Raw genomic sequence first — 20,478 nt, forward strand, 5'->3', positions numbered from 1 at the left:
GTCGACTCCAGTGGATTCCGTCAGAACCGGCCCGCCCCGGGCTGCGTCGCTCGTCCTGTTGTGCCTGATCGCCCTCACCTATTCGACGCTCGAAGGCATGGTGGCCCCGGCACTCCCGGTCTTGCAGAGCGCCTTCGGTGCTTCCCCTTCGGCCCTCGCCTGGGTGTTCACGGGGCTTCTCCTGGCGGGCACCGTCGCCTCGCCACTGATCGGGCGCCTCGCCGACGTCCACGGGCCCAAGCGGGTCCTGCTCACCGTCCTGGCCCTCGTCGCGCTCGGCACGCTGCTGGCCGCTCTGGCCGGCACCATGGTCCTGCTGGCGCTCGGGCAGGTACTGCAGGGGTTCGGGCTCGGCTTCGTGCCACTGTCGATCGCGATCCTGAGCGGGGTGAGCCGGGGCTCAGGCAAGGCCGGGGTGGGGGTCCTCATCGGAATGTCCGGCTTCGGGACGGTCGCCGGTGGCCTCCTGGCCGGGCCGTTGCTCCTGGCGCTGTCCTACCGGTTCATCTACTGGATCCCGTTCGGCGTCCTGATCCTCGCCGGACTGCTCGCGGCGTGGCTTCTGCCGGCCACGGAGCCGAGCGCCCGGGGCCGGATCGACTGGGTGGGCGCGGTCCTGCTCGCCGGTGGGCTCGTCGCCTTGTTGCTGGGAATCACCTTCGTCCCGACGTCGGGCTGGGGTTCGGTGTTGGTGCTCGCGCTCCTTGCCGCCGCTGTGGTACTGCTCGCGAGCTTCTTCGTCGTGGAGCGGCGGACGGCGCAGCCGCTGGTCGCATTGCGGGTGGGTGGGCGTGCGATGGTCGCCACCTACGTGATCGGGCTGGCGACCGGCTGGGCGGGATCGGCGACGTTCGTGCTGCTGCCCCTGATCGTCGCCGCACCCCCGGCGTCGGGATACGGACTCGGCGAGAGCCCGCTGGTCACCGGCTCGCTGTTGACCGTGTTCGGGGTGCTCGGTGCGGCATCGGCCCCGCTTGCCGCACCGCTGGAACGGCTGCTCGGCGCTCGGCTGCTGCTGGTGCTGTCGTGCCTGCCGCTCGTCGCGGCGCCGCTGGTGCTGATACTCGGGCACCTCGGCTTCGCCGGGCTCGTGGTTGCCGCCGGGCTGATCGGTCTCGGTATCGGGCTGGGGTTCTCGCAGGCGATGAACGTCGTGGTCGGCACGGTGCCGGCGGACCGGATCGGGAGCGCGAGCAGCGCCGTCTACGTGGTCCGGGGCGTCGGGAGCACGCTGGGTGCCCAGGTGACCGGCAGTTTGCTCACCGTCACCCTGTTGCCCGGGCTCGGTGTCTCGGCGTGGAGCGGGTTCCTCGCCGCACTGGTTGTCTCCGCCGTCGTCGCGATCGTCGCTGCCGCCGCGGCCGGGACCGTGCCGCGCAATGCCGTCGCGAGCCCGCGCCCTGTCGCGCTGGCCGAACACTGAACACAAGGAGCTGACATGGAGTTTTCCCCGCCACAGCGGGTCTTGGTGGTCGGAGCGGGCGCTGTCGGGCTCTCGTGCGCGTGGTTCCTGCAGGAGCACGGCGCCGACGTGGCCGTCCTCGACCGGTCGGGGGTGGGTGCGGGTGCTTCGTGGGGTAATGCCGGTTACGTCGCACCGGCCATGGTCGCGCCGTTGCCGGATCCGGCGCTCTTGCGGGAAGGCGTCCGGAGCCTGCTGACGCCGGGGTCACCGGTGTCGGTGTCCGGGCGGGTGTCGGCGGCCATGCTGGCCTTCCTGGCCGGTTTCACCCGGAATTCGACCGGTGCGCGGTGGCGGCGAGGGATGGCTGCGCTGGCTCGGCTGGGACAGCTGAGCATCCCGGCGTTCGACGACCTGGTCGCGGGCGGTGTCGAGGCCGACGTGCACGAGGGAGTTGTCCGGATCGGGTTCACGGAGGGTGAGGACACCGCTGGTCTCGAGCAGGAGTTCGCCGCCGCCCGCGATGCCGGGCAGCCTGTGTCCTACTGGACGAGCCCGGGGCACGTGCGGCCGTTTTCCCGCCGTGTCAAGCAGGTGGTGCACCTGGAGGGCCAGCGGTTCGTCGCGCCGGGTGCGTTCCTCGACGCGCTCGCCGGCTCGGTGCGCAAGCGGGGCGGCGAGATCGTCGACGGCGCCCGCGTCCGGTCGGTCGGGTTCGGCCCCCGCGGCCTCCAAATCGATACCTGGTCCGGCGCGCCGTACCGCGGCGACGCTGTCGTGCTGGCGACCGGACCGTGGTTGCCGGAGCTGGCCCGTCCGCTCGGCGTGCGGGCCCCGGTCCAGGCGGGCCGTGGCTACTCCTGCAGCGTCCGGCTCGCCGACCCGCTCGCCGCTCCGGCGTATCTTCCCGGTGTCCGGGTCGCACTGACGCCGTACGGGGATCGTGCCCGCGTCGCGGGAACCATGGAGATCGCCGATCGTGACGCGCCGTTCGACCGCAGGCGCCTCGATGCGATCCTGCGTTCGATACACCCGTTGATCGAGGGGGCCGATTGGGCCGACGTGCGGGATCCGTGGGTCGGGGCCCGCCCCCTGACATCGGACGGCCTGCCCCTGATCGGCTCGACGAAGCTCGAGGGTGTCCACGTCGCGGGCGGGCACGGCATGTGGGGGCTCACCCTCGGACCCGCCACGGGCAAGCTGCTGGCCCGGCAGATCATGACCGGAACCGACCTGCCCGAACTGGCCCCCTTCCACCCCCTCCGGCGCGGCTGACCAGGTGCGTGCCCGGCAGCCCGCGACCCCGCCGCCAAGGCAACCTGCTGTTGTTGTCGGGCCAGGTCGGCGTCGGCGAGAACTGGCGGCCGGTCGACGGCACCTTCCACGACGAGGCACGCGCGGCCTTCCGCAATGTCCGGGGCGTTCTGGCCGAGGCCGGAGCTCAGCCGCACCAGATTCTCAAGATCACCGCCTACCTGGCCGACTTCGGAGACTTCGCCGCCTACAACGAGGTCTGGGCCAAGGAGTTCCCCGAGCCGCGCCCTGCTCGTACGACGATCGGCGCCAGGCGCCCCATTCGTCTGTGGCGGCCGCTCCACCGGACGCTGCCGCGACAGGCTTGTGGTCAGGCTGGTTCGGCTGTGGGCAACGGCGTTGCCGAGAAGACGCCCTCCGGATCCACAGCCGCCTTGATTCGCTGCAGGCGCGGAAGATTGTCTCCGTGGACATGGGGAATCTGGTCGGTCGCTTCCGGACCGAGGAGGTTTGCGTAGCCGCCTGGGAAGGCTTGCCCGGCCAGTGCGACGGATGCCTCGTCGGCCCAGCCGTGGACATGCTCGCCGGTGTCCACCGAGGGCCAGATGCCGATGATCTCGGTCATGAGGTGCGGCCTGCGCAGCACGAACGCGGTGTCGGCGGGAGCGATCCTGGCGGCTGCCCCGTGGAATTGGTGCAGGGTGATCCCGGACATCGGCGTCGGCAGGCGACCGCCGAACCGCTCGATGACATCGACGACGTCCTCGTCAAGCGCGGGCACGGAGCGGGTCCGGATGGTGACGTGCCTGCCGTCGGGGAACATCGCGTCCCGCCCGGCGATCGTGGCCGCGTACGATGCGGCGCCCAACTGGGCCAGCACCGGATCGCCGAGCCGGGCCAGCGTCATCACCGGCCCCGAGGGATCCTCGCCGGTCGCGACATCGCCGGACCAAGTCGGCAGCACCAGCAACACGGGTGAGCCATCCGGAGCGGCGATCGCGCCGACCTGGATCGTGAGGTCGTCGGAGGAGTCCTGTTGTGCCTCGCGGACTCGCTCGAGCACCTGCCTGGCCTGGTTCCAGGGGTAGAGCACCATGCCGGTCACCACCGCCGGCACGGCGTGCAGCCGCACCGTCATCGACGTGACGACCCCGAAATTGCCGCCGCCACCGCGAAGCGCCCACAGCAGGTCTTGATCACGCCGGCTGTCCGTGTGCACGACCGACCCGTCAGCCGTGACCACTTCCGCGGCCAGCAGGTTGTCCGCGGCGAGGCCCGCCCGCCCGGCGAGCGGCCCATAGCCGCCGCCGAGGGTGAGGCCGGCCACCCCGACCGTGCCGATCGTGCCGGTCGCGGCCACCAAGCCGTGCTCACCGGCCGCGGCCAGCAGGTCGTTGGCGGACGCGCCACCACCAACCTCGGCGGTCCGGGCCGTGGGGTCGACCCGAACACCGTGCATCGGCCTCAAGTCCAAGGTCAGGCCTCCGTCGGCAAGGGCGCGGCCGGCGTAGTCGTGCCCCCTCCCGCGAACCGAGAGCGGAAGACCGAACTCGCGCGCGGTGCGTACCCCGAGCACCACGTCATCGGTGGACGTGCAGGCCAGCACGATGGCGGGGCGGTGCTTCACGGCGCCGTTCCACAAGGCGACGCCGTCGACGTAGCCCTGGCCGGAAACGTGCACCTGCTCGGCGCGCCGCGATGTGCGCAGCGCGCGATGGGCGTCGGCGACGGAACGGGCGTGATCGTGACTGCGGGGCATGAGCTTCCTTCGGCAGTAGCGAGCGAATGCGGAACAGAACGTTCTATCCACCTGTGTGTGGCGCTCACTCTACCAAGTTTTGCGATCAGGCGGCAGCACATCTCGACGGCGTGCGGCTTCGCGAACTGGCCGTTCGGATGGTGCACGACACTCGCGGCCAGAGGCAGGGTGTCACTCCGGTGCAGCCGGGCCGGTGTACGGTCCACTCGAGTCTTCGGTCATTTCACCGTTTTCATCGGGAATTGGGAGTTGGTCCGGGCGACACCGGGCAAGCGCGTGAGAGTGTTCATGTAGACCCGCTCGTAGGCAGCGAGGTCGGCGACGGCCACCCACAGCAGGTAGTCGGGCTGGCCGAACAGACGGAAGCACTCCTCGACTTCGTCGACCTCGGCGATCCGGGCTTCGAACGCCTCGATCGTGCCGATGTCCTGGGTGGCCATGTCGATGTGCACGAGGACGCGGAAACCCCGGCCGAGCGCCGTGGCGTTCACGGCGGCGTGATAACCGGTGATGACGCCGGCCTCCTCCAGCGCGCGCACTCGGCGCAGGCACGGCGAGGGAGTCAACCCCACCTTGTCGGCGAGCTCGGTGTTGGCGAGGCGGCCGTCAGCCTGCAGGTGGCGAATGATTGCGCGATCCGTCTGATCCATGGGCGCACTATGCCAAAGCAGCCGCGGACATAGGACGAATATGGCATCCTGTGCGCAGAACTTTGTCATAACGTGCTGCGCATGAGTGAGCTGGTACTGACTGACGAGGAGCGCGCCCGGGCGGGTGAACGTCTGGTGGCGCTGCTGGACCGATACGAACGCGGCCTGCCTGAATCGCGCCTGTTGCCCGAGCCGGACCGCGATCAGCTGGCGACGCTGCTCGCGGACTTGGTGCCGGAAAAGGGCATCGGCGTGGACGGCCTGTTCGACCGTCTCGAGAACACGATCCTGCCCAACTCCACCACCGTGGCGCACCCCCGGTTCCTCGCCTACGTGCTCGGGCCGCCCAACGGCGTTGCCGCCTACGCCGAGGCCGTCGCCGCGACGATCAACCAGAACTGCAATTTCTGGCAGCTGTCCCCGGCCGCGAGCGTCGTCGAGCGGGCGGTGCTGGAGTGGCTGGCCTCGATCGTCGGATTCCCGGCGACCGCGAAAGGCATCCTGACCGGGGGCGGCTCGCTGGCCACGTTGCAGGCCTTGGCGACCGCGCTGGATGACCGCGTGCCCGGATTTCGGAGGACCGGGCTTCAGCGCTCGGCGCCGCCGTTGGTCATTTACACGTCGGTCGAGGCTCACCGCAGCGTCGACAGGGCCGCGGCGATCCTGGGAATCGGCGTCGACCACGTCCGCCACATCACGGTCGACGACCAGAACCGGATGGACGTCGACGCGCTGACCGCGGTCATCGATGCGGACCGCGAGGCCGGTCTGCGGCCCTGGTGCGTGGTCGCGACATGCGGCACCGTGGCCACCGGCTCGGTCGATCCCCTGGACGCGATCGCCGATCTGTGCGAGGAGCAGGACCTGTGGCTGCACGTCGATGGCGCCTACGGTGGCCTCTTCCTGCTGTGCGAGGAGATGCGGGAGCTGATGAGAGGAGCCGCCCGCGCCGACTCGATCTCCATGGATCCGCACAAGCTGCTGTTCGCTCCGCTGGAAGCCGGCTGCCTGCTCGTGCGCGACGGCGCAAAGCTGCGTGCGGCATACGCGTTCGACTCGTCGTACCTCACCGTGGCGGAAGACCCGTTGATGACCGACTACATGGACTACGGGCCCCAGCTTTCGCGAAGCTTCAAGGCGCTGAAAGTGTGGAGTGCTTTACAGGCGTTCGGCGTGGATTCGTTCCGAGTCGCGACTCGCCGGACGCTCGAACTGGCGCAGCACTTCGCGCGCGGCGTCGAGGCTACGACCGGCCTGACCCTGCTCGCCCCCGTCACGTTGACGGCGGTGTGCTTCGTTGTCGATGATGCGTCCCACAGCGATCACACGAAACTTCTGGAAACGCTGGCCGCGGAGAACACCGCGCTGCTCGGACCGGTGATGATCAACGGCAGGCACGGTATCCGCGCCTGCATCACCAACCACCGCACGACGACCGAGGACATCGACCTGATCCTCGCTCGGTTACGGGAGGTCGTCGCAAGCCGGCAGAGGTGAACACGTCGGTGATCACCAGTTGGCGGCGCGGGCAGGTGTTCGATCTCCTGTGACTTTGTCCGGGGCGGTAGTCGGTGCCGAGCAGTCCGGCGATCAAGACATGGTGCAAACCGGGGATTCTCCGCCGTCCGCAGTACTCACTCAGCTCCGTCGATCACGGCTGCGGGCGCCGCACATCCTCCGCGACACCGGCCGGGTGAAGGTGTCGAAGGCACGCGAGATCTCGGGACGTTGTCGTCTACCGCCCACTGGCTGTGTGCAGCGGCGGCCGGAGCCGCGGATCAGGCTGTCGGCAGCGCCGCGTCGAGCAGAGTGGCGGCGGCTGTCCTGGCCGCCCACGCGCCGTGCTGATCGCGATCCATCCGAGCCGACTGGGCGGCGCCATCCCAGAGCAGATGCAGCTGCTGGGCGAGGGTTCGCGGATTCGAAGCGCCGGTCTGCGACGCGAGTGCCGTGAAGGTTTCCCGGAGCCAGTCGCGGTACGCGTCGGCCGCCGCGTCCGCGCTCGGGGCATGGGCTTCGGCGGTTGCGTTGGCGAACGGGCAGCCCCGGTACTCGGGATCGCTGGTCAGCTCGATCTGGAGGTCGAAGACCGCGAGCAGTTGCTCGCGCGAAGAGCGATGGCGGCCGATCGCCTGGTCGACGCGCTCGCGCATTTCGCGATGGCGGATCTCCAGGTAGGCGGCGATCAACGCGTCCTTGGAGCCGAAGGTGCTGTAGAGGGTCGCCTTGGCTACCCCGGCCCTGGCGATGACCCGATCGATCCCGACCGTGTGCACCCCTTCCCGGTAGAAGAGCTCGGTCGCGGCGGCCAGCAGGCGTTCATGTGGAGTGGTGGAGGCGTCGTCGGCCACGGATCGCACCCTAACGTCCGGCCCGCTGCGTCGCGCGGCCGCGCCGCCCACCTTCTCCGCGTGCTGTGGACCATTCGTACAGACCTGTCTGTTCACTCCTCGACCATAGCAGCACCTATCGGCGGCCCACGCTGGCATGTCGCGCACGGCCGGTCTGCTCCAGGGAACCCGCCTGCACGAGCTGCCGTTCGCTGCGTCGGCGGGGCGGAAATCGGCGGTTCCTGGTTCCGTCCGATATGACGGGTGACCTGCGCGGTGCGCTGCTCCGGTACCACTTCGGCCTGCGCCAGATGCGGAAGAGCGGAACCGACCCACGCTCGTCCAGGAGTTGCCGGAGCGGGTCACCAAGAGGTGCTGCTATGGTCGAGGAGCGAACAGACAGGTCTGTATGCTCGCTTGCAGTAGGCGGCCTCCGCGGGCGTCTGGCCACCCTGCCCCGACCAGCTCGTTGGTCGGGGCGCTCGTCGCCGCGACCACTGGCACTATCCGCTGATTCCGACTGGGAGCAACACGATGAACGACAGCAGCCCGACGAACCTCACTCTCGGCCTCACCGCCGACCAAGTCCTCACCACCACGCGCGCGGTTCGCCGCCGCCTTGACCTGACCCGGCCTGTTCCGCGGGAGCTGATCCAGGAGGCCGTGGCGATCGCCACTCAGGCTCCGACCGGCCGCAACCAGCAGCAATGGGACTTCGTCTTCGTCGACGATCCCGCGACGAAGGTGGAGATGGCCAACCTCTGGCGCGCCGGACTCGCGCACGGCAGTCCCGACGAACACCACGGCCTGCCGCTCCCGACCAGGGGGAGCTTCGCTTCGGCGGAGTGGGGACGGATCCGGGGCAGCCTCGGCCACCTGATCGAGCATCTGCACGAGGTGCCGGTGCTGATGATCCCGGTGGTGCGGGTCGCGACCCGCGCCGAACTCGGCACAGTCCACGGACAGGCGCACAACTGGGGCTCAGTGCTTCCCGCTACCTGGAGCTTCATGCTCGCCGCGCGGGAACGCGGCCTCGGCACGTGCTGGACCATCGGCCACCTCGCCTATGAGCGTGAGATGGCCGACCTGCTCGGCCTTCCGTTCGACACCACCGTCCAGGTCGCGTTGATCCCCGTCGCCTACACGATCGGCATCGACTTCAAACCGGCCCCGCGGGTCGACGCCAAGAATTTCGTCCACTGGAACGGCTGGTAGAGGCCAAATCCGGCAGCTGGCGGACTATTGGGTTCCCGCGAACCCGAGCTCCACCGCACCTCATCCCACGAGGCTCACCGTCACGTCGACCGGAATCGAGTCGTCCTTCTCCGGCCCACTGGTCGTAGGAGACGAGGTGGAAATGCTGCCACACCGACAAAACTGCGATAACCCCGCGCGCGGTACTGGCGGGAGAGTCGTCCGGCCTGGTAGCGCCAGGCCGCCACTGGCACCACAGTCACGCTCGGTACGGGGATGGGAGACGATCTCATCTGCCGCAGCGCCCCTGCGAACTCAGTCTGCCGTTCACGACCTGCAGCGTGCCCCAAGCTGGTCGCCTATCTGCGCGAGCGTCACCGTCTGGCGGTCTCCGGCGAAACGCGCGACGGGTCCTGCATCGGGCGGGGATCAGCTGGCAACGTACGAAGAGCTGGAAGACGAGCAAGGACCCCGATTATGCGGTGAAGATGGCTAGCGACCTCGACCTCTACGACCACCCGCCCGCCGATGGCAGTGTGATCTGTGTCGGTGAGTTCGGGCCGCTGAACCTGCAACCCCGGCCCGGTCACCGCTGGTTCCGCCGCGGGCACCCAGCCCGGCAACGCGCGACCTATACCCGTCGTGCCGGAGTCCGGCAGATGCTCGCCGCCAGCCCAGGCCAGGGCGCCAAGAACCGGCGTGCGCCTCGTAGATGCTACCGGCTACCGGGCCGCGATCCGCTGGACCGACTCGAGCACTGCCACCACCACCGCCGAACCCAGCGTTGCCGACGGACGCAACCAATCGTCATCGACCACCACCGAACCCATGACGACCGACCCAAAGCGGCGATGGTCTGACACCGAGGCCGTCCCCAACCCGTGACGGTTCACAGCTGGTGTGGGACAACTGTGACGTGCTCGGCACGGCTGCCCACCTTGTGTACCGAGCGCTCCACACATGGCTATAGTGTGGTGGGCAGGGGTGACCACGACTAAGACCTCTGGACAGAGGGTTCTTGGAGGAACTGTCTACACATGCGCAAGACTCTTCGCTTCACCCTGACCGCTGCCGCGGTCATCGGCCTGTCAGCAGCGACGACGACCGCGACGGCGAACGCGACCCCAGGCTCTGGGGTCACCTCGGTCACGGTCTTGGACAAGACTATCGGCACCACCGAATACGTCGTGAAGGAAATCACGATCGCTCCCGGTGGTAGCACTGGCTGGCACTACCACCCCGGTATGGTGTCAGGCATCGTCAGGCAAGGCGTGTTGACCCACAACGAGTCGAACTGCTCCATCGACGGGATTTATCACGTCGGCCAACGCATCACGGAGGAAAGCGGACCCGGATACGTCCATATCGGGCGTAATCTCGGCTCCACTCCCATGGTCCTGGACGTGCTCTATCAGAACCCAGTCGGCAGCCTGCTGGCCGTCGACGTGCCGAACCCCGGCTGCCCGTTCGAATAGCGATGCGACGAGGAAAGCAGCGGCGAGGCTTTTTCTCGGCTGCTTTCCTCGTCCTGGCATTCCGTCCAGCACAAACGAGGTGCGCGCGGTGAGGCAACGCCGGGGCAACGTACCCTGGTCCGCCTGCCATCGGCAGCAAACTGGGCAAGCGTGTGCACCTTGTCTGGCCACCGCTGGCCCCGGCCGACGTCACGGCTGCCGTCGCTGCCGCAAGCACTCGCCACGATCCACGCTGCTCGCCCTCGCGAAATCCGCGCCCTCCACCTCGAGGACGTCGATCTCGTAGGCCGGCGTCTGGGGATCGCCGGTCACGAGCATCCCTTGGACGACGTGACCTGTCAGGTGCTGCGCGAGTGGATGGACTACGGGGCACAACGCTGGCCGTCGAACGGAATTACGACCATGTGACGCCGGTCATTCGGTCGCGGCGCTGACGCCCGGCAGCGAACGAAGCTGTTTAGCTGGTTTCCTTGGCTGGAGCCTAATTTTCGCCCAGTACGGCCTGACCAGAACGGGCCGTGGTCACCAGCAGGCCCATTGACCTGCGGAAAGAATGAGTGCGCGATACTGGGATCGAACCAGTGACCTCTACCGTGTCAAGGTAGCGCTCTCCCGCTGAGCTAATCGCGCGAGGTGGAGACGGGATTCGAACCCGTGTACACGGCTTTGCAGGCCGTTGCCTCGCCTCTCGGCCACTCCACCGTACGGGCCCGAGTGGGCTCCTCCGAGCGGACGACGGGATTCGAACCCGCGACCCTCACCTTGGCAAGGTGATGCGCTACCAGCTGCGCTACGTCCGCGTTTCCAGCGACTCCGGGCGGCTCGGCCCCCGTCCTCGCGGTGTGGCAAAACCATATCCGACCCCGGAATCCGCGATCACAGGGGGGTACCCATTGTGACCGCGGGTGCTCTGATCAGCCCAGATCGTTCGGGATCAGGTGGGTCAGCGCGTCGTCGACGTCGACCCACAGGTGCTCGTTGCCCGGGAGCACCACGTCGTAGGTCCGGTCGAGGAAGTCCGCCAGCTCCTGGGCCGACGCCTCGAACATGGCGTGCCCCGACGGCGAGTTCAGCTCGATCAGCACCGACTCCGGGTCCTCGACCGACGGGCGGATGCGCACGTCGCCGTCACCGGCTTCGGCGAGCAGGCCGTCCGCGAGCAGGTCGCGGGCGTAGACCCACTCGACCCAGCCGGCGCGGCCGGTGCGGAAGGCGGCGACCACCGCATAGGGGTCGCGGGTGTCGTAGCGCAGCTCCACCTTGACCGGCACCGCCGGAGTGCGCGGCGCCAGCAGGTCGAACACCGCCGTCGAGCGGAGCGTCACGTGATCGTTACGCATGGTCTTACCTTTCGTCTCCCTCCACGGCCCGCCCGGCCGGGTACTGCTGGTGGGACGCACCAGCACGCCGATTCGCTCTCCGTTAGACGCGAGATCACCCGGATGAGTTCATCGGCGTTGCGGTCCATCTTCACCCGTCCCCGAGCGGCCTCGGTGTCCGGTCCCGTGATCGTCCACCTCGTACATCTTGCTCGGTTCCGGTCGCGAACGACAGCGCCGTGTCTGCAACGTCGCAGGTGACACGGCCCGCTACCAGGCGAACACAGTGCTTGCTACCACTCGGTTGTTCGCTCCGTACCTGCTCGTGCGCACACGGTGGCCACCTAAAGACCACCCGTTTGCCAGAGCCGTTCCGGGGTGCGCTAGAGTTCCTTCTCGTACCGCACGGGGGCGATTAGCTCAGCGGGAGAGCGCTTCGTTCACACCGAAGAGGTCACTGGTTCGATCCCAGTATCGCCCACCCCCCGAAACCCCGGGTTCGGAGTTCGAGTGACATCGGATTCCAACCCGGGGTTTCGTCGTCTTGTTCCAACCTCAACCATTCTCACGCGGTCGGGTGACGCGCCGGCGCGGATTTCCGCCCGTGCACGGGGGTTTTCGGTGGCACAGCTGGGCGCTACGATATGAAACGCTCACTCTGCCTATTGAAACGAGGTGAGTCTTGGCGGCCGACCCGAACCTCGACCCCGACCAAGGCGACGGCCCCCTCGCCGAGGACCGCGACTACTCACTGCGCGCGGTCGACCGCGTCTGCGCGATCCTGGACCTGCTGCAGCAGTCCGTCGACGGTATCAGCCTCAACACCGTCGTGGAGGCCACCGGGATGCCGAAGTCCTCGGCCTACCGGTACCTGTGGACGCTGGAGGCGCACCGGTACGTCGAGCGCGACGAGGAGACCGGGCTGTGCCGGCTGGGGCTGGGCTTCCTGGGGATGCAGTCCCGACACCTGGAGCTGCTGCGCGAGGTCGCCCGCCCGTGGCTGGAGAAGCTGCGCGACGAGTTCGGCGAGACCACGAACCTCGGCGTGCTCGACAGCGACCGCATCATCTACGTGGACATCATCGAAAGCCGCCGCGGGGTCCGGCTCGCCGCCGCGCGCGGGGACCGCGACCCGTTGCACTCCACGGCACTGGGCAAGGCGATCGCCGCGCACCTCGCCGAGGAGCGGGTGCGCGACATCCTCGCCCGCTCCGGCATGCCCCGGCGCTCGGCGAGCACGATCACGACGGTCGAGGAGTACCTCGCCGAGCTCGACACCATCCGCACGCTCGGTTACGCGGTGGACAACCTGGAGAACGAGGCCGACGGCCGCTGCGTGGCCGTGCCGTTGCTGGGCACCAGCATTCCCGCGGCGATCAGCCTCAGCGCGCCGGCCGCGCGCTTCCCGGCCAAGGACGTGGGCCGCGCCGCGAAGGCGCTGCTCGACGTGGCCGCGCGCATCGTCTCGCGGCCGCGCGCTCGCAGCGGTTCCAACGACGCCGCCTGAGGGAAAGAGGAACCCCGGCGCGCGGGGAGGGCGGATGTCGCGCCGGGGTTCCGGCGCCGGCTGCGGTAGTCAATGGCTGTTGCAGCTCACGCAACCGGCGGTTTTTCTGGACGGCCAGGTTTCGCCGACGCAGTCCATGGTCGTGGCTGACGGTGCATCCCACAATGCTCCATTCGGGTTAAATCGAAACACCCGTTTCAGTACGCGGTACACCGCGGACATGTGGTGGATTTACCGGCTACCTTCCGTGATTGTTCGGCGGGAGGCAACGGCGGTCCTCCGCCGTTCGGCCGTGGTTTGGCTCGCGTTCTCATTCCTCGATCTTGCAGGGAACTCGGTGTAACGACTCCTCGATCGCGGCCGACTCCCCGGCTGATGGTGCGCCCGAGGGGGACGTGACCACGCCGGTAAATCGATTACGTTGCGTGACTCTTTCAGGGGAACAAGGTGCGGGACACGTCGTCCCCGCCGCCGGATGCGGGAGGTCGGATGGAAGACCCGGTGGGCAAACCGTTTCCGGAGGCCGGGGGAGTGGCGCGGGTGCGCCTGCAGCCGGTGCCCGACGTCGCCACGGAGACGAGCGCGCCGCGCGCGTCGGCCACGTCCTGGGAACGCCGGTACTCGGCCTGCGTGATCGGCTGTGACGTCTTCGCGACCGTGCTGGTGATCGTCTCCGCCGTCCTGGTGCTGGTGGAGGTCACCGGGCGGCCGTACCTGCTGCACGCCTCCGGCACCGCCACCGCGATCCTGTGCGCGCTGCCGCTCAACCGCGCGTGGAGCCAGCACGTGCTCGGCGAGGGCGCCGAGGAGTTCCGCCGGCTCGGCCGGGCGCTGCTCACGGCCGGGGTGGTCGTGGCGCTCGCGGGGCTGATGTTCGGGGCGCTGGACGTGCAGCCGTGGGTGTTCTTCGCCGTGCCGGTGGTCGGGCTCGTCGCGCTGCCGCAGCGCTACCTGCTGCGCCGCTTCCTGCACCGCGCCCGCCACGTGCACGGCACGTGCATGCTGCCGGTGATGGCCGCGGGTGCCCCCGCGACCGTGCACGATCTCATCCAGCGCACCCGCGCCGACGCGCACGTCGGCTGGCACGTCGAGGCCGTCTGCACCGACAGCGGCACCGGCGAGGTCGGCGGGGTGGCCGTCGCGGGCCGGCTGGACGAGGTCGCCGAGCAGGTGCGCCGCGGCGGTTACCGGGTGGTGGCCGTGACCTCCGACCCGTACTGGACCCCGGCGCGGCTGCAGCGGCTCGCGTGGGACCTCGAAGGCACGGGCGCCGAGCTGGTCGTCGCGCCGGTGCTGATGGAGGTCGGCGGACCACGGCTGAACGTGTCCGGCGTGCTGGGCATGCCGTTGCTGCGGGTCAGCGCGCCCGCGTTCACCGGAGGGCGCCGCGTGGTCAAGGAGATCTTCGACCGGGCCACCGCCGCCGCCGGACTGGTGCTGATCTCGCCGGTGCTGCTGCTGATCGCGCTGCTGATCAAGTTCAACGACCGCGGCCCGGTGTTCTACCGGCAGCACCGCGTCGGCCGCGACGGGCACACCTTCCGGATGATCAAGTTCCGCACGATGGTCGTCGACGCCGACCGGGTGCGCAACGAGCTGCTCACCGCCAACGAGGGCGCGGGCCCGCTGTTCAAGATGCGCCGCGACCCGCGGGTCACCCGGGTCGGGGCCGTCCTGCGGCGGTACTCGCTCGACGAGCTGCCCCAGCTGTTCAACGTGCTCGGCGGCACGATGTCGCTCGTCGGCCCGCGGCCGCCGCTGCCGGAGGAGACCGTCAGCTACGAGCGCGCCGCCCGCCGCCGCCTGCTGGTCAAGCCGGGGCTGACCGGGTTGTGGCAGGTCAGCGGGCGCAGCGACCTGAGCTGGGACGAGAGCGTGCGGCTCGACCTGCGCTACGTCGAGGACTGGTCGCTCGCGCTGGACATGGTGATCCTGTGGAAGACGGCCCGCGCCGTCGTGAGCGGCCGGGGCGCCTACTAGCCTCACCGCGTGCTTTCCTTGCAACTCCCCGGAATCCGCGAGGTCGCGTTGCTCGGCGCGCACTGCGACGACCTGGCCATCGGCGCGGGCGGCAGCCTGCTGACGCTCTGCGCGGGCCGGCCGGACCTCACCGTGCACGCGCTCGTGCTGAGCGGCGCCGGAACCGGGCGGGAGGACGAGGAACGCGCGGCGCTCGCCGACTTCTGCGCGCCCGCCCGGGTCGAGCTCACCGTCCTCGGGCTGCCCGACGGGCGGATGCCGGCGCACTGGCTCGAGGTCAAGGAGGCGGTGGCCGCGCTGCGCGACCGGCTCTCCGCCGACCTCGTGCTCGCCCCGCACCGCGGCGACCGGCACCAGGACCACCGTCTGCTGGCCGAGGTCGCGCCGCAGGTCTTCCGCGACCAGCTGGTGCTCGGCTACGAGATCCTCAAGTGGGACGGGGACCTGAGCCAGCCCTCGGTGTACCAGCCGCTGACGGAGGAGACGGCGCGCCGCAAAGCGGAGCTGCTGGCCAAGCACTACCCGTCCCAGCACGGCAAGGACTGGTACGACGAAGACGCCTTCCTCGCCCTCGCCCGGCTCCGCGGCGTGCAGCAGCACACCCGCTACGCCGAGGCCTTCCACGTCGAAAAGCTCGCGCTCACCCTCGGCCGAGGCTGACCAGCAGCTCGTGCCACGACGGGGCCTGCGCGTCGCGGGCGCTGACGACCGTCACCGGCAGGGGCCAGTCGATCGCCAGGTCCGGGTCGTCGTACCGGACCGCGAGGTCCTCCGACGGGTCGTGCGGGCGGTCGATCCGGTAGCAGACGTCCGCGGTCTCCGTGAGCGCCTGGAACCCGTGCAGCATCCCCGGCGGCACGTAGAGGTGCGCGAACTCCGTGTCGTCGAGCCGGAACTCCAGCCGTCGCCCGAACGTGGGCGAGTCCGGCCGGATGTCGACGACGGTGTCGAGCACCGCGCCGTGCGCGCACCGCACCAGCTTCGCCTCCCCGCGCCCGCCGCGCCCGTGCAGGCCACGGACCACGCCCTGCCGCGACCGCGACTGCGAGTCCTGCGCCTCGTCGCCGAGCTCGATCCCGTGCTCGCGGGCGATCGCGGCGTCGAACGTCCTGGTGAAGAACCCGCGCTCGTCGTGGTGCGGCCGCGGCCGGAGGACGAACACGCCCGCGATGTCGGTTTCGGTGACCTGCACGGCTAAGTTGCTCCTGTCCGTCGGAGAAGAAAAGGGGAAAGCTCGTGCATTCTTGCCGGGCCTGCGGCGCGGCCGTCGGCGACCTCGTCCTCGACCTCGGGGAGCAGCCGCCGTGCGACCTGTTCCCGCCCGCCGGCGACCCGGGGCCGGACCCGCTGTTCCCGCTGCGGATGTGGTTGTGCGGCCGCTGTTCCCTGGCGCAGCTGGTCGAGGACCCGGGCACGGCGGAGGAGCCCGCCGGGGTCGAACCGCGGGCGCTGACCGACCAGGCCGCCGACGCGGTCCGGGTGCTGACCGAGGCCGGGCTGGTGCGGCCGGGAGCCACGGTCGCCGAGTACGGCAGCCCGCACGGCGGGTCGTGGCTGCCGCTGCTGCGGGCCGCGGGCCTGCGCGAGGCCGGGCCGGGGGAGCAGGCCGACCTGGTGCTCGACTGCTTCGGCCTGATGCACGAACCGGCGCAGGACAAGGCGATGGCCGAGCGCGCGGGCAGGCTCGCCCCGGGCGGCGCGCTGCTGGTGCAGTTCCACTCGCTGGCCTCGATCCTCGCGCAGCGGCAGTGGAACGCCCTGCGGCACGGGCACTTCGCGTACTACTCCACGCCCGCGATGCGCACCCTCGCCGAGCCGGCCGGGCTCACCGCGGGCCGCAGCTGGTCGTTCCCGCTCTACGGCGGCACGGTGCTGCTGGAGCTGCGGGCGGGCGGCGCACCCGCGCCGGAAACCGAGGAGCTCGTGCGCGCCGAGCTGGCCGCCGGGGTGGCGGACGCGGAGACGGTGGCGGGGCTCGGCCGGGCCGCGGCCGAGGGCGCGGCCCGGCTGCGGCGGGAGCTGGTGGCCCGGGCCGAGGCGGGAAAGCACGTTCTCGGTTACGGCGCCGCATCCCGTGCGGTCGCCCTGCTCACCCGCGCCGGAATCGATTCCGGCCTGCTGCCGGCCATTGTGGACATTTCTGCCGCCAAGCACGGGCGCAGAATGCCGGCGACGGAAATCCCGATCACCGGTCCCGCCGCGCTGGAAAGTGATCTTCCCGACGTCGTGCTGCTGTTCGTGCCGGACCTGCTGGCGGAGGTCCGGGCGGCCTTCCCGGCGCTGGACGAACGGGACGCCGAGTGGCTGCTGGGGTAGATCCGCCCAGGTCACGTGACCGCTCGTCGCCGCGTGATCACCCACCGACGTGACCTTCACCCGATCGATGTCTCACTCTGGTCCAGTTGCGCGTAACGCTGAACGGCCGCACCCCTATAGTCACCATGAAAAATCAAGCCGGGCGGCGGCCTGGGGCACTGGGACGAGGGGTGGCACCGCGACATGCCGAAGGTCGAGCGGCCGTACTGCCGGCTGTGTGGCTCGCCGGAACTGGCGAGCGTGGTCGACCTGGGGGCCAGCCCACCGTGTGAATCGTTTCTCGCCGAAGCGGAATTGGACGCGCCGGAACTGACGCACCCGCTGCATTTGCGGGTGTGCCCGAATTGTTTTCTCGTCCAGCTGCCGCCGTTGATCGACCCGGTGGAGACGTTCACCGAGTACGCGTATTTCTCGTCATTTTCCCACTCCTGGCTCAAGCACGCCGAGGAGTTCGTCACCGCGGCCGTCGACCGGCTCGGGCTGGACGGCTCCTCGTTCGTGGTCGAGGTGGCCAGCAACGACGGGTACCTGCTGCGCAACGTGGTCGAGCGCGGGCTGCGCTGCCTCGGCGTCGAGCCGTCGGTGAACGTCGGCGCCGCGGCGCGGGAGGCGGGCGTGCCGACGCTGACGGCGTTCCTCGACCCGGAGACCGGCGCCGCCGTGCGGCGCAAGCACGGGCCCGCGGACCTCGTGGTGGCCAACAACGTGTACGCGCACATCCCCGACGTGCTGGGCTTCAGCCGCGGCCTGCGCGAGCTGGTCGCCGACGACGGCTGGGTCTCCATCGAGGTGCAGCACCTGCTGAGCCTCATCGAGCTGACCCAGTACGACACGATCTACCACGAGCACTTCCAGTACTACACGGTCGCCACGGCGCAGCGGGCGCTCGCGACCGCCGGGCTGGCCGTGGTGGACGTCGAGAAGCTGCCCACGCACGGCGGGTCCATCCGGCTGTGGGCGCGGCCCGAGGCCGTCGCGGGCGAGCCGAGCGACCGGATGCGCGCCGTGCTCGCCGAGGAGGAGGCCGCGGGCCTGCACGAGCTGCGGGGCTACCGCGACTTCGCCGAGCGCGTGGAACGGGTGCGCCTGGCGCTGCTGGAGTTCCTGGTGCGGACCAAGCGCCGCGGCGAGCTGGTCGTGGGTTACGGTGCCCCTGGCAAGGGCAACACCCTGCTCAACCACTGCGGCATCCGGCCCGACCTGCTGCCGTACACAGTGGACCGCAACCCGTACAAGCACGGGCGCTACACGCCCGGCACCCGCATCCCGATCTTCGAGCCCGAGCGGATCGCGCGGGACCGGCCGGACTACGTGCTGGTGCTGCCGTGGAACCTGCGTGCCGAGTTGACCGCACAGCTCGGTTACGTCGCCGAATGGGGCGGCCGCCTGGTGTTCCCCATCCCGGAGCTGGAGATCGTCGTTCCCGAGCGAGAGGTGAGCTGAGCCCATGAAGGTGGTGCTGTTCTGCGGTGGCTACGGCATGCGCATGCGCAACGGCCCCGCGGACGACGTGCCCAAGCCGATGCAGCTGGTCGGCCCGCGGCCGCTGCTGTGGCACGTGATGCGCTACTACGCCCACTTCGGCCACAAGGACTTCGTGCTGTGCCTGGGCTACGGCGCGCGGCACATCAAGGACTTCTTCCTGTCCTACACCGAGACCGCGTCGAACGACTTCGTGCTGCGCGACGGGCAGGTCGAGCTGCTGTCCACCGACATCAGCGACTGGTCGATCACCTTCGTGCACACCGGGATCGAGTCGTCGATCGGCGAGCGGCTGCGGCGGGTGCGCGAGCACGTGGCGGGGGAGGAGATCTTCCTCGCCAACTACGCGGACGTGCTCTCCGACGCCCCGCTCGACGAGATGATCGCGAACCTCCGCGAGAGCGACGCGGGTGCCTCGATGATGGTGGTGCCGCCACAGTCGACGTTCCACTGCGTCGAGCTGGAGGGCACGCAGGTGCGCTCGATCAGCTCCGCGAGCCAGCTGCCGGTGTGGGAGAACGCCGGGTTCTTCGTGCTGCGGCAGGAGATCTTCGACTACATCCCGGAGAACGGCGACCTCGTCGAGGACGCGTGCGGCACCCTCGCGGGCAAGGGCAGGCTCGTCGCCTACCCGTACCGAGGGTTCTGGCAGCCCGCCGACACGTTCAAGGAACGGGCCGCGCTGGACGCCGCGTACGAGAGCGGCGAGCGGCCGTGGATGCTGTGGGAGAAGAAGGCACCGGTGGGGGCGAGCGCATGAGGGTTCTGCTGACGGGACACCAGGGTTATCTCGGCACGGTCATGGCGCCCGTGCTGCGCGAGGCCGGGCACGAGGTCTTCGGGCTGGACTCGGGCCTGTTCGCCGACTGCGTGCTGGGGCCGCGCCCGGACGACCCGCCGGGCGAGCCGGTGGACCTCCGCGACGTGACCGCCGACCGGCTCGCCGGCGCGGAGGCGGTGATCCACCTGGCGGCGCTGTCCAACGACCCGCTGGGTTCGCTGAAGCCGGACCTGACCTACGACATCAACCACGCGGCGTCGGTCCGGCTGGCCCGGCTGGCCAAGGACGCCGGGGTGCGCCGGTTCCTCTACGCCTCCACGTGCTCCGTGTACGGCGCGGCGGGGGACGACCTGGTCACCGAGGACGCGCCGCTGCGGCCGGTCACGCCGTACGCCGAGTCGAAGGTGCGCGTCGAGGACGACCTGCACGAGCTCGCCGGCGACGGGTTCAGCCCGGTGTACCTGCGCAACGCCACGGCGTTCGGGTTCTCGCCCCGGCTGCGGGCGGACATCGTGCTCAACAACCTCGTGGGCCACGCGGTGCTCACCGGCGAGGTGCGGGTGCTGTCCGACGGCACGCCGTGGCGCCCGCTCGTGCACGCCCTCGACATCGCCGCCGCGTTCCGGGAAGCGCTTTCCGCGCCCGTGGACGCGGTGCACGACGTCGCGTTCAACGTGGGTACCGAGGTCAACAACCTGACGGTGCGCGAGATCGCGGAGGCCGTGGCCGAGGCGGTGCCGGGCTCGAAGCTGGTCATCACCGGTGAGGCGGGCCCCGACCCCCGCTCCTACCGGGTCGACTTCTCGCGCATCCGCGCGGCGCTGCCGGGCTTCACCGCCCGGTGGTCCGTGCCCGACGGTGCGCGCGAGCTCGCCGGCGCCTACACGCGCCACGGGCTCACCGCCGAGGACTTCGCCGACCGATTCACCCGATTGGCATGGCTGCGTCGGCAGCAGGATTCCGAACTCCTGGGAGATGATCTGCGGCGGAGCCGAACCTGAGCCGCCGCCGAGCGTCTGACAAGTGTCT

At 69.8% G+C, this 20,478-nt stretch carries 17 protein-coding genes, 4 tRNA genes and 1 pseudogene; 14 read left to right on the forward strand and 8 right to left on the reverse strand.

Features of this window, described 5'->3' with window-relative positions; genetic code table 11:
* Nucleotides 1-10: 10 nt before the first annotated feature.
* The 3 genes and pseudogenes from FHX82_RS18080 to FHX82_RS38010 form a co-directional block, all read left to right on the forward strand.
* Nucleotides 11-1,423 carry an MFS transporter gene (locus FHX82_RS18080; RefSeq protein ID WP_183176694.1) on the forward strand — a complete coding sequence of 471 codons (1,413 nt, stop codon included), beginning with the start codon at nt 11-13 and terminating at the stop codon, nt 1,421-1,423.
* 15 nt (nt 1,424-1,438) lie between these two features.
* Entirely contained in the window at nt 1,439-2,677 is a 1,239-nt protein-coding gene (locus FHX82_RS18085) for an NAD(P)/FAD-dependent oxidoreductase (RefSeq protein ID WP_145933785.1), read from the forward strand.
* Nucleotides 2,678-2,685: 8 nt separating this feature from the next.
* A pseudogene (locus FHX82_RS38010) lies at nt 2,686-2,958 on the forward strand (RidA family protein); the annotation flags it as partial.
* A 68-nt stretch (nt 2,959-3,026) separates the two neighbouring features.
* On the opposite strand, the gene FHX82_RS18090 reads toward FHX82_RS38010, so the two are convergent.
* Both FHX82_RS18090 and FHX82_RS18095 read right to left on the reverse strand, forming a co-directional pair.
* Nucleotides 3,027-4,415, reverse strand: coding sequence for an FAD-binding oxidoreductase (locus FHX82_RS18090; RefSeq protein WP_145933783.1), 1,389 nt, complete (start codon nt 4,413-4,415; stop codon nt 3,027-3,029).
* A 218-nt stretch (nt 4,416-4,633) separates the two neighbouring features.
* Complete coding sequence (locus FHX82_RS18095; protein ID WP_145933782.1) at nt 4,634-5,065, reverse strand: Lrp/AsnC family transcriptional regulator; 432 nt, start codon at nt 5,063-5,065, stop codon at nt 4,634-4,636.
* 81 nt (nt 5,066-5,146) lie between these two features.
* Here FHX82_RS18095 and FHX82_RS18100 point away from each other — a divergent pair, with 81 nt between their 5' ends.
* On the forward strand, nt 5,147-6,562 hold the full coding sequence (locus FHX82_RS18100) for a pyridoxal phosphate-dependent decarboxylase family protein (protein ID WP_145933781.1): 1,416 nt from the start codon (nt 5,147-5,149) through the stop codon (nt 6,560-6,562).
* A 281-nt stretch (nt 6,563-6,843) separates the two neighbouring features.
* Here FHX82_RS18100 and FHX82_RS18105 read toward each other — a convergent pair whose 3' ends face one another.
* On the reverse strand, nt 6,844-7,416 hold the full coding sequence (locus FHX82_RS18105) for a TetR/AcrR family transcriptional regulator (RefSeq protein WP_221216154.1): 573 nt from the start codon (nt 7,414-7,416) through the stop codon (nt 6,844-6,846).
* A gap of 513 nt (nt 7,417-7,929) precedes the next feature.
* Between FHX82_RS18105 and FHX82_RS18110 the strand changes: the two genes are divergently transcribed.
* Both FHX82_RS18110 and FHX82_RS18115 read left to right on the forward strand, forming a co-directional pair.
* On the forward strand, nt 7,930-8,610 hold the full coding sequence (locus FHX82_RS18110) for a nitroreductase family protein (protein WP_145933780.1): 681 nt from the start codon (nt 7,930-7,932) through the stop codon (nt 8,608-8,610).
* A gap of 1,016 nt (nt 8,611-9,626) precedes the next feature.
* A complete protein-coding gene (locus FHX82_RS18115) occupies nt 9,627-10,064 on the forward strand; it encodes a cupin domain-containing protein (protein WP_145933779.1) in 438 nt (145 codons plus the stop codon).
* A 558-nt stretch (nt 10,065-10,622) separates the two neighbouring features.
* On the opposite strand, the gene FHX82_RS18120 is transcribed toward FHX82_RS18115, so the two are convergent.
* The 4 genes from FHX82_RS18120 to FHX82_RS18135 all read right to left on the reverse strand — a co-directional run bounded on the left by FHX82_RS18120 (nt 10,623) and on the right by FHX82_RS18135 (nt 11,404).
* Nucleotides 10,623-10,694, reverse strand: a tRNA-Val gene (locus FHX82_RS18120).
* Between the two features lies 1 nt (nt 10,695).
* Nucleotides 10,696-10,766, reverse strand: a tRNA-Cys gene (locus FHX82_RS18125).
* A gap of 25 nt (nt 10,767-10,791) precedes the next feature.
* A tRNA-Gly gene (locus FHX82_RS18130) sits at nt 10,792-10,864 on the reverse strand.
* A 114-nt stretch (nt 10,865-10,978) separates the two neighbouring features.
* The gene (locus tag FHX82_RS18135) at nt 10,979-11,404 is read right to left on the reverse strand and encodes an SsgA family sporulation/cell division regulator (RefSeq protein ID WP_027945617.1); all 426 of its coding nucleotides are present in this window, start codon (nt 11,402-11,404) and stop codon (nt 10,979-10,981) included.
* Between the two features lie 388 nt (nt 11,405-11,792).
* On the opposite strand from FHX82_RS18135, the gene FHX82_RS18140 reads away from it, so the two are divergent.
* From FHX82_RS18140 to FHX82_RS18155, 4 genes are all read left to right on the forward strand, one after another.
* Nucleotides 11,793-11,864: transfer RNA gene (locus FHX82_RS18140), tRNA-Val, on the forward strand.
* Between the two features lie 201 nt (nt 11,865-12,065).
* Nucleotides 12,066-12,890, forward strand: coding sequence for an IclR family transcriptional regulator (locus FHX82_RS18145; RefSeq protein ID WP_145933778.1), 825 nt, complete (start codon nt 12,066-12,068; stop codon nt 12,888-12,890).
* 489 nt (nt 12,891-13,379) lie between these two features.
* On the forward strand, nt 13,380-14,870 hold the full coding sequence (locus FHX82_RS18150; protein ID WP_145933777.1) for a sugar transferase: 1,491 nt from the start codon (nt 13,380-13,382) through the stop codon (nt 14,868-14,870).
* Between the two features lie 9 nt (nt 14,871-14,879).
* Nucleotides 14,880-15,530 (forward strand): PIG-L deacetylase family protein, encoded by a 651-nt coding sequence (locus FHX82_RS18155; RefSeq protein WP_145933776.1) that lies wholly within the window; start codon nt 14,880-14,882, stop codon nt 15,528-15,530.
* Here FHX82_RS18155 and FHX82_RS18160 read toward each other — a convergent pair.
* Nucleotides 15,511-16,062, reverse strand: a complete 552-nt coding sequence (locus FHX82_RS18160) for a dTDP-4-dehydrorhamnose 3,5-epimerase family protein (RefSeq protein ID WP_145933775.1) — start codon at nt 16,060-16,062, stop codon at nt 15,511-15,513. The two genes, FHX82_RS18155 and FHX82_RS18160, sit on opposite strands and share 20 nt — an antisense overlap.
* Nucleotides 16,063-16,106: 44 nt before the next feature.
* Between FHX82_RS18160 and FHX82_RS37730 the strand changes: the two genes are divergently transcribed.
* From FHX82_RS37730 to FHX82_RS18180, 4 genes are all read left to right on the forward strand, one after another.
* Nucleotides 16,107-17,186 carry a class I SAM-dependent methyltransferase gene (locus FHX82_RS37730; RefSeq protein WP_145933774.1) on the forward strand — a complete coding sequence of 360 codons (1,080 nt, stop codon included), beginning with the start codon at nt 16,107-16,109 and terminating at the stop codon, nt 17,184-17,186.
* A gap of 183 nt (nt 17,187-17,369) precedes the next feature.
* Complete coding sequence (locus FHX82_RS18170; RefSeq protein WP_145933773.1) at nt 17,370-18,629, forward strand: class I SAM-dependent methyltransferase; 1,260 nt, start codon at nt 17,370-17,372, stop codon at nt 18,627-18,629.
* Between the two features lie 4 nt (nt 18,630-18,633).
* A complete protein-coding gene (locus FHX82_RS18175) occupies nt 18,634-19,428 on the forward strand; it encodes a glycosyltransferase family protein (protein WP_145933772.1) in 795 nt (264 codons plus the stop codon).
* A complete protein-coding gene (locus tag FHX82_RS18180; RefSeq protein ID WP_145933771.1) occupies nt 19,425-20,450 on the forward strand; it encodes an NAD-dependent epimerase/dehydratase family protein in 1,026 nt (341 codons plus the stop codon). Before FHX82_RS18175 ends, FHX82_RS18180 begins: the two co-directional genes overlap by 4 nt.
* The last annotated feature ends 28 nt before the right edge of the window (nt 20,451-20,478 follow it).

Source organism: Amycolatopsis bartoniae, assembly GCF_014191255.1.
Taxonomy (GTDB): Bacteria; Actinomycetota; Actinomycetes; order Mycobacteriales; family Pseudonocardiaceae; genus Amycolatopsis_E; species Amycolatopsis_E bartoniae.